Origin of the sequence: Streptomyces litmocidini, assembly GCF_014649755.1 — a bacterium.
Lineage (GTDB): Bacteria > Actinomycetota > Actinomycetes > Streptomycetales > Streptomycetaceae > Streptomyces > Streptomyces litmocidini.
The window spans coordinates 370,414-383,916 of sequence record NZ_BMTQ01000002.1 but is presented as its reverse complement, the minus strand read 5'-3'; the positions used below and the strand labels follow the sequence as shown (position 1 = coordinate 383,916).

The window sequence follows — 13,503 nt, the reverse complement described above, 5'->3', positions numbered from 1 at the left end:
AGGGCAGACGCACCCAGAGTACCGGCCGGTCCAAGATCGCATCTCGAACACCCTCGGTGGCGACCCGCTGTCCGATATTCATAAAGTGGGGCAATGCGCACCGAGGACGTCCTGGCCGCGATCGCGACCGGCCTGTGGCGCTGGGACAACGCGTCCGGGATCGTCTCGCTCGACGCCGAGGCCGCCCGGCTGCTCGGGCTGCCCGCCGAGCCCGTGCGGCTCACCGAGGCGGCCGTACGCTCCCGTTTTCATCCGGTCGACTGGAACGAGATCGACGGGGTGGTCAACCTCGCCGTCGCCGAGGGCACCCTCGCCGAGGCCCGGCTGCGGATCATGGACGAGCACGGACGGGTGATCCGTACCGTACGGAGCAGGTCGAAGCCGCTCATCGAGGGGAACGACTACCAGCTGGTCGGCACCCTCCAGGAAGTCGCCGAGCAGTTGCCGGGCACCGCCGCCCGCACCCCCGTCACCGGCGACTGGCGCCGTTCCCGCGAGGCCTTCCTCCTCGACGCCGGACGGGCGCTCGCCGAGGCGCGGTCCACGGCCGAGGTGCTGCGGGTCGCGGCCTCGCTGTCGATGCCCGGCTTCTCGCCGGACGGGCTCGCCGTCTTCGGCGTGGCCGGCGACCGGCTGACGATCATCGGCCACCACGGGCACCGCGAGGGCGACGAGGGGCCGTTCTCCTCGATGTCGCTGGACACGGACTACCCGGCGGCCGAGGTCGTGCGGACCGGGCGGGCGATCTACCTGCCGACCCCGGAGGAGTACCTGCGCCGCTTCCCCACGACCTGGCCGCTCGCGCAGCGCTTCGGGCGCCGCTCCTGGGCCTTCGTGCCGCTCGTCGTCGCCGGGCGCACGATGGGCGCCTGGATGGCGGCCTTCAAGCATCCGGTGGCGTTCACGCCCGACGAGCGTTCCGTGCTGACGACCGTCGCGCGGATGCTCGCGCAGGCCCTCGCACGCGCGGGCGTGGCCGAGTCCGAGCGCGAGCTGTCGCTCGGGCTCCAGCGGACGATGATGCCGGTCCTCGGGCCGGGCATCCCGGGCATCCAGGTCGCCGCGCGGTACGTGCCGACCGGCGGCGGCCTCCAGGTCGGCGGTGACTGGTACGACATGATCCGGCTGCCCGGCGCCTCCTCCCGCGCCGACGGGCACGGCCCGGGGCGGATCGCCCTCGTCATCGGCGACGTGCAGGGCCACGACGTGCGGGCCGCCGGCCTGATGGGGCAGCTGCGGATCGCCCTGCGCGCGTACGCCTCCGAGGGCCACCGGCCGGACGCGGTCCTCTCCCGCGCCTCCCGCTTCCTCTACGGCATCACGGACGGGGACGACGGGGACGGGAACGGCAGCGGTCCGCGCTTCGCGACCTGCCTCTACCTGGAGGTCGACCTGGAGACGGGGACGGTCGACATCGCGCGCGCCGGGCATCCGGATCCGGCGGTGCGGACGAACGACGGGACGGTCCTCCTCAGGCCCACGGCCGGCGGGCTGCCCCTCGGCATCGACCCCGACACCGACTACCCCACCACCCGGCTCACGCTCGACCCCGGCGAGACCCTGATGATCTGCACCGACGGCCTCCTGGAGACCGGCGGGCACGACCTGGACAGCGGCTGGGAGCGCGTGCGGAAGCTCCTGGAGTCCCACGACGGCGACGACCTGGAGCGGCTCGCCGACGCGCTCGTGGAGGCCGTCCACGGCCCCGGCTCGCACCACACGACGGGACCGCTCGCCGACCGCCGCGAGGACGACATCGCCGTCCTGCTGCTCTCCCTCCGGCCCGCCGGCGCCGTCCAGGAGGCCCCGCGCCGCACCCTGATGACGATCGCCCAGGCGGAACCGGAACGGATCGCCGAGGCGCGCGAGCAGGTCCGGCAGCTGCTGCACGACTGGTCGGACGAGGGCCAGCTCGACGCGGCGGTCCTGATGGTCTCCGAGATGGTCACGAACGTCCTCGTCCACACCGACGGCGACGCGCTCCTGGTGGCGGAGGTCGCCTGCGGCGAGAAGGCGCGGCGGCTGCGCGTGGAGGTCTCCGACGGCAGCGACGAGCTGCCGCACAAGCGGCACCCGGGCGAGATGGCGTCGAGCGGGCGCGGCCTGGTCCTGATGGAGATGCTGGCGGACGTCTGGGGCGTCGACCCGCGGGGCGACGGCAAGGCGATCTGGTTCGAGCTGAACGAACCGGATTCGGAGGACGGCTGCTGCCGGTAGCCTCCGGCGGGCGGCGGCCCGGGAGACGGGGCGGGCACCGCGCGTGGCCCTCCCGCGCCCCCTGCGTGCCCCTCCCGCCGTGCGTGCCCCTCCCGCCGTGCGTGCCCTTCCCGCCGTGCGGGCCGGTCCCGCCGTGCGGGCCCCTCCCGCCGTGCGGGCCGGTCCCGTACGGGCGCCGGGGCCACGGAGCGCGCCGTGGACACCCACGAGGCCGGCGGCGACACCACGGTGACCTCCGACGGTCGCGCGGTCCCGGGCGTCGGCCTAATCCGCCGGGCCGGGCGGTCCGGACCCGGCCCGGTCCGCCGCGGGAGGAGCCCCGTACCGCGTCCGCAGCACTCCCAGGATCCCCGTCGCGGCGGCCGTCAGCGGGACGGCGAGCAGCATGCCGAGGACGCCCGCGACGGACGCGCCGGCCGTGATCGCCAGCATGACCACGGCCGGGTGCATCTGCACGGTCCTGCTCTGGACGAGGGGCTGGAGGACGTGGCCCTCGACGACCTGGACGGCCAGGACGACGCCGAGCGCCCACAGCGCGATGACGAAGCCGCGGTCGGCGAGGGCGACGAGGACGGCGATCGCGCCGGAGAGGAAGGCCCCGAGGTACGGGATGTAGGCGGTGACGAAGACGAGCGCGGCGAGCCCCACGGCGCCGGGCACGTCGAGGACGACCAGGCCGACGCCGATGAGGACGGCGTCGACGAGGGCGATGAAGGTGGTGCCGCGCATGAAGCCCTCGACGGCCTCGAAGGCGCGGCGCGCCATGGCCTCGACGAGGTCGCCGGTGCCGCGGGGGGCGAGGGAGCGCAGGGCGCCGGCGGCACGGTCGGAGTCCTTGAGGAAGAAGAAGATGAGGAACAGGGCGAGGACGCCGGTGGCGAGCATCTGGCCGACGACGCTGAGGCCGCTGATGACGCCGGAGGCGGCGGTGCCGCCGAACTCCTTGAGGAGCTTCTCGGCGTTCCCGGCGAGGTCGTCGAGGGAGGTGCCGGCGGCGCCGAGGTGGTCGGCGATGTCGGAGGCGGCCCGCCGGAGCGAGGCGACGATCTGGTCGCCGGTCTCGATGAGGGCGGCGACCACGATGTACGTGGCGCCGCCGACGACCACGAGGACGGCGACGACGGTGAGCGCGGCGGCGATTCCCCTGCGCACCTTCATCCGCAACAGGCGCCGGTGGAGCGGGCCGAGGAGGGCGGTGCCGAGGATCGCGAGGAGGACGGGGGTGACGGCAGTCTTGAGGACGGCGCAGAGCCAGACGAGGACGGCGGCGACCCCGGCGGCGAGCAGCAGGACGACGCACCAGGCGGCGAACCGGCGGGCGGGCTCGGGGAGCAGGGGTTCGGGAGGGAGGGGCGCTCGGCTCGGCTGCACCCGTCCACCGGACCACGTCGGCGGGCGTGGCGTCGCGCGCTGACGGGCCGTCCGGGTGACGGCCCGTCAGTGACGGCGTGCCGCTCGCCCGTCCCTTCCGGTACCGCTCACGCGCCCGTCCCCGTACCGTCTATTCGCCCATTCCGTGGACGGCCGGGATCGTGCCGAGGCGGCCGGCCTGGAAGTCCTCGAAGGCCTGGCGCAGTTCGGCCTGGGTGTTCATGACGAACGGGCCGTAGTGGGCCATGGGCTCGCGGATCGGCTGCCCGCCGAGGAGGACGACCTCCAGGTCCGGGGTGTTGCCGTCCTGCTTCTCGTCGGCGCGGACGGTGAGCGAGCCGCCCTTTCCGAAGACGGCGGTCTGTCCGGTGTGGATCGGACGCCGGTCGGTGCCGACGGTGCCGCGGCCGGCGAGCACGTACGCGAGGCCGTTGAAGTCCTCGCGCCAGGGCAGGCTGATCTCGGCGCCGGGGCGCAGGGTGGCGTGGATCATCGTGATCGGGGTGTGGGTGATGCCGGGGCCGTCGTGGCCGTCGAGCTCGCCGGCGATGACGCGGAGCAGCGCGCCGCCGTCGGGGGTGGTGAGCAGCTGGACCTGGCCGCCGCGGATGTCCTGGTAGCGGGGGGCCATCATCTTGTCGGAGGCGGGCAGGTTCACCCACAGCTGGAGGCCGTGGAAGAGGCCGCCGCTGACGACGAGGGACTCCGGCGGGGCCTCGATGTGGAGGAGGCCGGAGCCGGCGGTCATCCACTGGGTGTCGCCGTTGGTGATGGTGCCGCCGCCGCCGTTGGAGTCCTGGTGGTCGAAGGTTCCGTCGATGCCCGAGGGGGCCGTGGTGACGGCGAGCACGGGGCGGGAGACGGCGTCGGCGGGGGCGGCGACGCGCGGCAGGGTGAGCGGGTTCTCGACAGTCACAGCGGGCATGACCGGACCTCCTGGTTGCGACCTTGTACGACCACTTTAGTTGAACGCTGAACTTTCTGCTACCCGGAACGTGGACCCGCCCCGCTTCATTCCCGGGCGTCCCGCCCGGACGGCCGAAAGTCGCCCACCCGTCCGAGTGAGCCACGCCTCCGCGTCCCCGGCCACCCGTCCGAGTGAGCCACGCCTCCGCGTCCCCGGCCACTCGGGCACGCCGCCCCCGCCGGGCGGACCTCCCGGCACCCCGACGGTCCTCGAAGGAGCCCGCACGGGAAACGGGCGGGCCCGGCACCCCCGGAAGGGGTGCCGGGCCCGCCCGCACACGTCACACGTCACACGTCAGGCTCAGACATCAGCCGTCACACGCCAGGCGTCCGCACGCGCACCCGTCCGTCCCCCCGTCCTCACGCTCACGCGCGCGCCCGCGCGTCAGCCGTACATCCGCCGCATCGCGAAGTCGACCATCTGCTCCACGGCCTTCGCGTCGAAGACCATGCGGTGGTCGCCCTCCATGTCCAGGACGAAGCCGTACCCGGTGGGCAGCAGGTCGATCACCTCGGCGCCGGTGATCACGAAGTACTTCGACTCCTTGCCCGCGTACCGCCGCAGCTCCTTCAGCGAGGTGAACATCGGGATCACCGGCTGCTGGGTGTTGTGCAGGGCCAGGAAGCCGGGGTTGTCGCCGCGCGGGCAGTAGACCTTCGAGGTCGCGAAGATCTGCTGGAAGTCCTCGGCGGCCAGGGTGCCGGTCGTGAAGGCGCGCACGGCGTCCGCGAGCGACGGCGGCGAGGGCTCCGGGTACAGCGGGGGCTGCTGCTGGGCGTACCCGCCGGGAACGCCGCCCTGCATGCCGCCCTGGGGCGCGTACTGCCCCTGCTGGGGCGGGGCGTACTGCTGCTGGGCACCCGGGTTCTGCTCGTAGCCGTACATGGGGCCAAGACTATCGAGCGCGCCGCCCCCGCAGGACCCCGGCGGCGTCCCGTGACGGCGGCCGGCCGACGTCGCGGACGTCACAGATGGCCGGATAGGGGTTGCTTCTTATTACCGGTGGGTAGCATCATCGGAGAGAGCGTGTTGCTACTCGCTGGTACGTGTACGAGGAACCTCCCTCCCCGAGCCTTACGGAGCCGTCGCCATGGGGCACTACAAGTCGAATCTCCGCGACATCGAGTTCAACCTCTTCGAGGTCCTCGGCCGCGACAAGGTGTACGGCACCGGGCCGTTCGAGGAGATGGACGTCGAGACCGCCAAGAGCATCCTCGACGAGATCCGCCGTCTCGCCGAGAACGAGCTCGCGGAGTCCTTCGCCGACGCCGACCGCAACCCGCCGGTCTTCGACCCGGAGACCAACACCGCGCCCGTCCCGGCCACCTTCAAGAAGTCGTACAACGCCTTCATGGAGTCCGAGTACTGGCGCCTGGGCATCCCGGAGGAGATCGGCGGCACCGTCTCCCCCCGCTCCCTGATCTGGGCCTACGCGGAGCTGCTCCTCGGCTCGAACCCGGCCATCTGGATGTACTCCTCCGGCCCGGCCTTCGCCGGCATCCTCTACAACGAGGGCAACGAGGCGCAGAAGAAGGTCGCGCAGATCGCCGTCGAGAAGCGCTGGGGCTCCACCATGGTCCTCACCGAGCCCGACGCGGGCTCGGACGTCGGCGCCGGCCGCACCAAGGCCGTCCAGCAGGAGGACGGCTCCTGGCACATCGAGGGCGTCAAGCGCTTCATCACCTCCGGTGAGCACGACATGGAGGAGAACATCCTCCACTACGTCCTCGCCCGCCCCGAGGGCGCCGGCCCCGGCACCAAGGGCCTGAGCCTCTTCCTCGTCCCGAAGTACGAGTTCGACTGGGAGACCGGCGAGCTGGGCGCGCGCAACGGCGTCTACGCCACCAACGTCGAGCACAAGATGGGCCTCAAGGCCTCCAACACCTGCGAGATGACCTTCGGCGACCAGCACCCCGCCAAGGGCTGGCTGATCGGCGACAAGCACGACGGCATCCGCCAGATGTTCCTCATCATCGAGTTCGCCCGCATGATGGTCGGCACGAAGGCGATCTCCACCCTCTCCACGGGCTACCTCAACGCCCTGGAGTACGCCAAGGAGCGCGTCCAGGGCACCGACCTGGCCAACTTCATGGACAAGGCCGCGCCCAAGGTCACCATCACGCACCACCCCGACGTCCGCCGCTCGCTGATGACGCAGAAGGCGTACGCCGAGGGCATGCGCTCCCTCGTCCTCTACACGGCCTCCGTGCAGGACGAGATCGCGATCAAGGAGGCGGCCGGCGAGGACGCCAAGGCGCTCCACGGCCTGAACGACCTGCTCCTGCCGATCGTGAAGGGCTACGGCTCCGAGAAGGGCTACGAGCAGCTCGCGCAGTCGCTCCAGACCTTCGGCGGCTCCGGCTTCCTCCAGGAGTACCCGATCGAGCAGTACATCCGGGACGCCAAGATCGACACCCTCTACGAGGGCACCACGGCCATCCAGGGCCAGGACTTCTTCTTCCGCAAGATCGTCCGCGACCAGGGCGCCTCCCTGAACGCGCTGTCCGAGGAGATCAAGAAGTTCCTCGCGGTCGGCACCGGCGGCGAGGAGCTGGCCGGCGCCCGCGACGCGCTCGCCAAGGCCGCCGTCGACCTGGAGGCCATCGTCGGCACGATGATCACCGACCTCACCGCCACCGGCGAGGACGTCAAGAACATCTACAAGGTCGGCCTCAACACCACCCGCCTGCTGCTCGCCTCCGGCGACGTCGTCGTCGGCTACCTGCTCCTCAAGGGCGCGGCCGTCGCCGCCGAGAAGCTGGCCGCCGGCGCCACCGGCAAGGACGTCGCCTTCTACCAGGGCAAGATCGCGGCCGCGAAGTTCTTCGCCGCCAACGTCCTGCCCGGCGTCTCCACCGAGCGCGCGCTGGCCGAGGCCGTCGACGGCTCGCTGATGGACCTGGACGAGGCCGCGTTCTGAGACGCGCCCCGTCCTGACGGAACGGCCCGTCCCCGGGGAGGGGGGCGGGCCGTTCTTGCTGCCCGGGGCCCCTCGCCCCGCCCGCCCCGCCGCCCGGTTCCCCATTTCCGGGGCCCCGTATCCGCATGTCGGTTCGTGCGTAAGGTGAACCCATGAGCAGCGCAGCTTCCCGTCCCACCGCCGGCCCCTTCGACCGCGGCCACACCGACGACCTGATGGCCTTCCTGACGGCCTCCCCCTCGCCGTACCACGCGGTGGCGAGCGCCGCCTCCCGCCTGGAGAAGGCCGGCTTCCGCAAGGTCGAGGAGACCGCGGCCTGGGACGGGACGAGCGGCGGGAAGTACGTGATCCGCGGCGGCGCGATCATCGCCTGGTACGTGCCGGAGGGCGCCACCGCCCACACCCCGTACCGGATCGTCGGCGCCCACACCGACTCCCCCAACCTGCGCGTCAAGCCGCAGCCCGACATGGGCGCCCAGGGCTGGCGCCAGGTCGCCGTCGAGATCTACGGCGGGACCCTGCTCAACACCTGGCTCGACCGCGACCTCGGCCTCGCCGGCCGTCTCACCCTCCGCGACGGCAGCCACCACCTCGTCAACGTCGACCGGCCGCTGCTGCGCGTCCCGCAGCTCGCCATCCACCTCGACCGCCAGGTCAACGACGGCCTCAAGCTCGACCGCCAGCGCCACATGCAGCCCATCTGGGGCATCGGACAGGTCCACGAGGGCGACCTGATCTCCTTCGTCGCCGCCGAGGCCGGCGTCGACGCCGAGGACGTCAGCGGCTGGGACCTCATGGTCCACGCCGTCGACGCCCCCGCCTACCTGGGACGCGACCGCGAACTCCTCGCCGGCCCGCGCATGGACAACCTCGTCTCCGTCCACGCCGGCGTCGCCGCGCTCGCCTCCCTCGCGGGCCGCGACGACCTCCCGTACATCCCGGTCCTCGCCGCCTTCGACCACGAGGAGAACGGCTCCGAGGCCGACACCGGCGCCCAGGGCCCCCTCCTCGGCAACGTCCTGGAGCGCTCGGTCTACGCCCGCGGCGGCTCCTACGAGGACCGGGCCCGCGCCTTCGCCGGCACGGTCTGCCTCTCCTCCGACACCGGTCACGCCGTCCACCCCAACTACGCGGAGCGCCACGACCCGACGCACCACCCGCGCGTCAACGGCGGCCCGATCCTCAAGGTGAACGTCAACCAGCGGTACGCCACCGACGGCAGCGGCCGCGCGGTCTTCGCCGCCGCCTGCGAGAAGGCGGGGGTGCCCTGGCAGTCCTTCGTCTCCAGCAACGACATGCCCTGCGGCACCACGATCGGCCCGATCACGGCCGCCCGGCACGGCATCTCGACCGTCGACATCGGCGTCGCGATCCTCTCCATGCACAGCGCCCGCGAACTCTGCGGCGCGGACGACCCGTACCTCCTCGCGAACGCCCTGGTGGCGTTCCTGGAGGGCTGAGCCCCGCTCGCGCGTCGCGCGAAACATCCGCGAAAGCCCCCGCCTGGCAGCGTCGTCCCCATGCATCGTCATGAGGGCCCCTCGCGGGGGAAGTTCGCCGCCGGTGTCACCGTCGCCGTCGTGCTCGCCGTGGCGGCGGCGGGCGCCCTGATCGGGAAGTACGGCGAACGGCCGCCGTGGGGCACGGACATCGCCTACGAGGGCGGGTACGTCCAGGCGAGCCGGATCCGCGGCTACGACACCGACGGCTCGCGCACGAGGGCGCTGCTCGACGGCGAGTGCGCGCTCATGGAGCGGCAGGGCATGGGCGGCGAGCGGGCCGTGCACGACCCGGCGGCCTGGGTGGAGGGGTGCCTGGACGGGGCCGCGGGGCGTCCGTCCAGGAACCAGGGGCTCGTGCGCTGACCGGGGCCCTCCCGGCCCCGGTCGGTCGGTCGGGACCTAGCCGTCCATGCCGGCGAGGATCAGCGGCAGCCGGGAGACGCCGTCGGCCGTGACCTTCACGGGGACGCCCCAGTCCTGCTGGTGGACGTGGCAGGCCGGGTACTCGTTGGCCGGGTCGTCGTCGCAGGAGGCGGCCATCGCGGACACGTGCAGCACGCCTTCCGCGACCCCGGGGTTGAGGTCGAGCTCGCGGAAGAGGTCCGTCCCCGTGCCCTCGCCGCCGAGCAGCAGCTCCGGCGGGGTCGAGGAGACCAGGAGGCGCGTCGAGGGGCCGTACCGCTCGTCCAGCTTCTGCCCCGTCGGCGCCCGGAAGACGACGTCGAGACGGAGCCGTCCCGGGGCGACCTCGGTGGCCTCGCGCCGCGTGCGGTGGGCGACCGCCTCGACCTGGACGGCCTCCTCGGGCAGCCGCAGCCGGGTCAGCCGGTGCCGGGCGGACTCGACGACCACGATGTCCCCGCCGACGAGGACCGCGTCGCTGGGCTCGCGCAGATCGGTGGCGAGGGTGGTGACCTCGCCGGTGGCGGGGTCGAAGCGGCGCAGGGCGTGGTTGTACGTGTCGGAGACGGCGACCGAGCCGTCGGGCAGCGCGGTCACGCCCAGCGGGTGCTGGAAGAGGGCCTGGTCGGCGGCGCCGTCGCGGTGACCGAAGTCGAAGAGCCCGGTGCCGACGGCCGTGTGCACGGATCCCTCGGTGTCGACCCAGCGCAGGGCGCTGGTCTCGGAGTCGGCGACCCACAGCCGGTCCTCGGTGGCCGCGAGCCCGGAGGGCTGCGCGAACCAGGCCTCGGCGGCGGGGCCGTCCACGAGCCCCTCGTTGGTGGTCCCGGCCGCGACCTCGACGGTCCCGCCCTCCGGGTCGTACGTCCACAGCTGGTGCACACCGGCCATGGCGATCCACACCCTGCCCCGCCACCAGGCGACGTCCCACGGCGAGGACAGGTCGACCTCGAGGGCCGGGCCGGAGGTCGGGGACCCCTGCCACCACTGCTTCCCGGTGCCGGCGACGAGCTCGATCGCCCCGCTCTCCGGGTCGTACGTGCGCAGGGCGTGGTTCACGGTGTCCGCGACGACGATCCTGCCGTCCGGCAGCGGGGCGAGCCCCTGCGGCTCCCGGAAGACGCCCTCGCCGATCCGCCGCACCACGGTCTCGCCGTCCTCGGCCAGCTCGACGAGCTGGTGCCGGGTGGTGTCGGAGACCAGGAAGTGCCCGTTCTCCAGGGTCACGGCCTTCCCCGGGAAGCGCAGGTCGGTCGCGACGGGTTCGGGCGCCACGTACGGCCCGTCGCCGCGCCGCAGCGTCCCCTTGGCCTCGTGCTCGGCCTCCAGCTCCTCGACGAGCGTCCGGATGGCGTTGGCGTGCCCCTCGCCGGCGTGCTGGGCGACGACGTACCCCTCGGGGTCGATCACGACGAGCGTCGGCCACGCCCGCACGGCGTACTGCTTCCAGGTCGCGAGCTCCGGGTCGTCGAGCACCGGGTGGTGCACCTCGTACCGCTCGACGGCGTCGACGACGGCCCGGTGCTCGGCCTCGTGCACGAACTTCGGCGAATGCACCCCGACGATCACGAGCGTGTCGCGGTGCTTCTCCTCCAGGTCCCGCAGCTCGTCGAGGACGTGCAGGCAGTTCACGCAGCAGAAGGTCCAGAAGTCGAGCAGAACGATCTTCCCTCGCAGATCGGCGAGGGTCAGTTCCTCTCCGCCCGTGTTGAGCCAGCCGCCTTTTCCGATCAGTTCGGGGGCGCGGACACGGGCACGTCGGGGCGCGGGGGTGGGCGCGGATTCGTTCATGGTTCAAGGGTGCCGTACGGGTGGAAAACCGGGGCCGGGTGGGGGGCCGGGGCGTGTCCCGGGGCCGGGTGGGCCGGAGGCGGGCGGTGGCATGGGGCACATGACGCGCGTGGGCAGATCATCGGACCATTACGGCCGTCGGGTGAGCGGTGGGCTGCTGGCGACGGTGCTGCTCGTGCTGTCCGGGGCCGCCGCGTGGGCCGGCGGGTCCGGGGACGGAGCCCTGCGGATGACCGTCACCGTGGACGGCCGCCCCGACAGCGCGGAGCGGCCGCCGGCGGTACGGGTCGGGGCCCAGGTCGTGAAGCGGTACCTGCTGGAGAACCTGGGCGAGGCGCGGGTGCACGGCGTACGGGTCGTCGACCCCGGCGTGCCCGGCGGGGCCGTGCGGTGCCCCCGGCAGCAGCTCGCCGCGCTCGGGGAGCTGGAGTGCGTCGCCCGTTTCCGCGCCCTGCCCGGGGTGCGCCTCGCCACCGCGCGGGCCCGGGGTGAGGTCCCCTCCCTCGACGTGCTGAGCAGCGCGACCGCCCGCTCCGGGTACGTCGGCGTCGCCGGGGGCCTCACCCTCACCGAGCGCGTCTCGGTCGGGGGCGGGCGGGCCGCCGTCACGTACACCGTCGCCAACCGGGGCAACCAGGTCCTCCACGCCGTACGCGTCGAGGACACCGCCCTGCCGCTCGGCTCCGGCGCCGTCGACTGCGGCGGGCGCGCCGGGACCGTGCCCCTGCTCCCCCCGGGCGCCTCGGTCCGCTGCACGGCCACCGTCCTGCGCCCGCCGGGCACCCACCGCAGCACCGGACTCGCCACCGGCAGCGACCGGGTCCCGACCCTCGACGCCGGGGGCGCTCCCGTCCCCGCGCCGACGCTCACCGCACGCTCCTCCGCCGCTTTCACCATCCCTCCGCCGCCGGGGGGAGCGGGGGGCGGCGGGGGGAGCGGGGGGAGTGCGAGGGGTGGGGCGGCCGGAGTGGGTGGGGGCGCTGGGGTTGCTGGGGGTGCTGGAGGGGCTGGAGCTGCTGGAGGGGCTGGGGCTTCAGGAGGGGCTGGAGCGGGAGCCGGGGCCGCCGGTGCCGGGACGGCCGGGGCGGGGACCGGGACCGGGGTCGGGGCCGGGGGTGCGCCAGGTGCTCCGGGGGTTCCGGGGGTTCCGGGGGCCGTTCCCGGAGGCGTGTCCCAAGGCGTGCCCCCGAACGCTCCACCGGCCGCTCCCCAAGCCGCTGCGCCCGTCCTCCCCCCGTCCGTACCGCGAGCCGCCCCGTCCTCCGTGCCGCCGGCGTCGGCCCGTACCGCCGGAACCGTCCCCGCGGCCCCGCCGCGGGGCGTGCCGGAGACGGCGCCCGGGACCGGCGACCGGCAGCAGCAGCAACAACTGCAGGAGCAACAGCGACGACAGCGGCAGCGGGCCGAGGCCGTGCCCGACGACGAGGGGTTTCTGGGGCGGTTGCGGCGCCGGACGCGGGAGGCGCACGGGTTCGGGGTCGTGCCGATGCTGCTGCTGCTCCTGATCCCGGCGGCCGTCGCGGCCGCCCTGCTCGGCAGCCGGGTGAAGTGACGTGGCCCTGTTCGAGACGCTCGTCGTCGTCCTCGGCGTCGCGCTCGTCGCCGCCGTCGCCGTCTTCGCCAAGACCCGGCTCTTCCCGGTCGGCGAGGACGAGGAACCGCGCGAGGACGTCGCCGAGTACATCGCCATGATGGTGTCGGTCCTCTACGCCGTCGTGCTCGGCCTCTGCCTGGTGTCCGTCTGGGACACCCGCTCCGCCGCCTCCGACAACGTCCAGGCCGAGGCGAGCGCGCTGCACCAGACGTACCTCCTCGCGGACGCGCTCCCCGCGGCCCGGCGACAGCCGCTGCGGGACGCCGCCCGTGCGTACGCCGATCACGTCGTCGGCGTCGAGTGGCCCGCGATGGCGGAGCGCGCGCCGCTCGGCCCGTCCGGCTGGCAGCTGCTCGAAAGGCTCCGGAAGGCGGGCGAGGTGGGGGACTCGGCCAAGGTGCCGGAGCAGATCGCGGCCCAGGAGGTCCTGGCCCAGCTCGGCTACATCGACGACGCGCGGCGGGGCCGGGAGGCCGCGGCGCAGGAACGGCTCTCCCCCGTGCTGTGGACGGGCCTGCTGATCGGCGGCACCCTGACGCTCGCGTTCATGTTCCTCTTCGGGATCAGGAGGAGCGCGACGCACGTGGTGATGGTGATGGGGCTCTCCGGGTTCATCGCCTTCACCGTGCTGCTGATCCACCAGCTCGACACGCCGTTCGGAGGGGTGCTGGGCGCGTCACCGGACGCGTTCACCCGGTACTTCGGGTGAGAAGCTCCCCGGACCGGGCAGACATAGGCG

10 protein-coding genes are annotated in these 13,503 nt (G+C 73.5%); 6 read left to right on the top strand and 4 right to left on the bottom strand.

All coding sequences use genetic code 11. The features are described from left to right. Positions 1 to 93 precede the first annotated feature (93 nt). Entirely contained in the window at positions 94 to 2,217 is a 2,124-nt protein-coding gene (locus IE180_RS05100; protein WP_190155529.1) for a SpoIIE family protein phosphatase, read from the top strand. A 264-nt stretch (positions 2,218 to 2,481) separates the two neighbouring features. Here IE180_RS05100 and IE180_RS05095 read toward each other — a convergent pair whose 3' ends face one another. The 3 genes from IE180_RS05095 to IE180_RS05085 all read right to left on the bottom strand — a co-directional run bounded on the left by IE180_RS05095 (position 2,482) and on the right by IE180_RS05085 (position 5,440). Further along, positions 2,482 to 3,588 carry an AI-2E family transporter gene (locus IE180_RS05095; protein WP_190155528.1) on the bottom strand — a complete coding sequence of 369 codons (1,107 nt, stop codon included), beginning with the start codon at positions 3,586 to 3,588 and terminating at the stop codon, positions 2,482 to 2,484. A 130-nt stretch (positions 3,589 to 3,718) separates the two neighbouring features. Then, positions 3,719 to 4,513 (bottom strand): pirin family protein, encoded by a 795-nt coding sequence (locus tag IE180_RS05090; RefSeq protein WP_190155527.1) that lies wholly within the window; start codon positions 4,511 to 4,513, stop codon positions 3,719 to 3,721. A 426-nt stretch (positions 4,514 to 4,939) separates the two neighbouring features. Next, the gene (locus IE180_RS05085) at positions 4,940 to 5,440 is read right to left on the bottom strand and encodes an SseB family protein (protein ID WP_190155526.1); all 501 of its coding nucleotides are present in this window, start codon (positions 5,438 to 5,440) and stop codon (positions 4,940 to 4,942) included. A 205-nt stretch (positions 5,441 to 5,645) separates the two neighbouring features. Between IE180_RS05085 and IE180_RS05080 the strand changes: the two genes are divergently transcribed. The 3 genes from IE180_RS05080 to IE180_RS05070 all read left to right on the top strand — a co-directional run bounded on the left by IE180_RS05080 (position 5,646) and on the right by IE180_RS05070 (position 9,340). After that, positions 5,646 to 7,475 carry an acyl-CoA dehydrogenase gene (locus tag IE180_RS05080; RefSeq protein WP_190155525.1) on the top strand — a complete coding sequence of 610 codons (1,830 nt, stop codon included), beginning with the start codon at positions 5,646 to 5,648 and terminating at the stop codon, positions 7,473 to 7,475. 152 nt (positions 7,476 to 7,627) lie between these two features. Continuing rightward, the gene (locus tag IE180_RS05075) at positions 7,628 to 8,935 is read left to right on the top strand and encodes a M18 family aminopeptidase (protein WP_093875202.1); all 1,308 of its coding nucleotides are present in this window, start codon (positions 7,628 to 7,630) and stop codon (positions 8,933 to 8,935) included. Positions 8,936 to 8,995: 60 nt separating this feature from the next. After that, entirely contained in the window at positions 8,996 to 9,340 is a 345-nt protein-coding gene (locus IE180_RS05070; protein WP_190155524.1) for a hypothetical protein, read from the top strand. A 36-nt stretch (positions 9,341 to 9,376) separates the two neighbouring features. Here IE180_RS05070 and IE180_RS05065 read toward each other — a convergent pair whose 3' ends face one another. Next, a complete protein-coding gene (locus IE180_RS05065) occupies positions 9,377 to 11,170 on the bottom strand; it encodes an NHL domain-containing thioredoxin family protein (RefSeq protein WP_190155523.1) in 1,794 nt (597 codons plus the stop codon). A gap of 142 nt (positions 11,171 to 11,312) precedes the next feature. On the opposite strand from IE180_RS05065, the gene IE180_RS05060 reads away from it, so the two are divergent. Next, the gene (locus IE180_RS05060) at positions 11,313 to 12,722 is read left to right on the top strand and encodes a hypothetical protein (RefSeq protein ID WP_190155522.1); all 1,410 of its coding nucleotides are present in this window, start codon (positions 11,313 to 11,315) and stop codon (positions 12,720 to 12,722) included. A 1-nt stretch (position 12,723) separates the two neighbouring features. After that, positions 12,724 to 13,473: a bestrophin-like domain gene (locus IE180_RS05055; protein ID WP_190155521.1), complete on the top strand. Its 750-nt coding sequence runs from the start codon at positions 12,724 to 12,726 to the stop codon at positions 13,471 to 13,473. Positions 13,474 to 13,503: the final 30 nt, after the last annotated feature.

Excerpts from the sequence above, each read along its gene's own strand:
- IE180_RS05070 (WP_190155524.1), top strand. The coding sequence starts at position 8,996 with ATGCATCGTCATGAGGGCCCCTCGCGGGGGAAGTTCGCCGCCGGTGTC.
- IE180_RS05065 (WP_190155523.1), bottom strand. The coding sequence starts at position 11,170 with ATGAACGAATCCGCGCCCACCCCCGCGCCCCGACGTGCCCGTGTCCGC.
- IE180_RS05100 (WP_190155529.1), top strand. The coding sequence starts at position 94 with ATGCGCACCGAGGACGTCCTGGCCGCGATCGCGACCGGCCTGTGGCGC.
- IE180_RS05080 (WP_190155525.1), top strand. The coding sequence starts at position 5,646 with ATGGGGCACTACAAGTCGAATCTCCGCGACATCGAGTTCAACCTCTTC.
- IE180_RS05075 (WP_093875202.1), top strand. The coding sequence starts at position 7,628 with ATGAGCAGCGCAGCTTCCCGTCCCACCGCCGGCCCCTTCGACCGCGGC.
- IE180_RS05085 (WP_190155526.1), bottom strand. The coding sequence starts at position 5,440 with ATGTACGGCTACGAGCAGAACCCGGGTGCCCAGCAGCAGTACGCCCCG.
- IE180_RS05090 (WP_190155527.1), bottom strand. The coding sequence starts at position 4,513 with ATGCCCGCTGTGACTGTCGAGAACCCGCTCACCCTGCCGCGCGTCGCC.